The 242-nt window shown below is 46.3% G+C and carries 1 protein-coding gene; it reads left to right on the plus strand.

The annotated features are described in order from the left end of the window. Nucleotides 1-242, plus strand: a 242-nt coding sequence (locus B0E34_RS22995) for a 3'-5' exonuclease (protein WP_165763048.1), incomplete at both ends; no start/stop codon positions are given.

A 242-nucleotide genomic window follows, 5' to 3' on the forward strand; every position in this document is an offset into this window, starting at 1 on the left:
AAGGCTTGTCTCGTTTTATCCGTATGATTGACCAAGTCCTAGAAGCCCAGCACGATCTCGCAAGCGTAGCCGTCGCACCGCCTAAAGATGCCGTGGAACTTATGACCATTCACAAGAGCAAAGGATTGGAATTTCCTTACGTCTTTATCCCCAATATGGATCAGGACTTCAACAAGCAAGACTCGATGTCAGACGTTATTCTCAGTCGTCAAAATGGGCTTGGTGTCAAATACATTGCCAAC

Source organism: Chryseobacterium mucoviscidosis (assembly GCF_002177115.1).
In the GTDB taxonomy this organism is placed as follows: Bacteria; Bacteroidota; Bacteroidia; order Flavobacteriales; family Weeksellaceae; genus Chryseobacterium; species Chryseobacterium mucoviscidosis.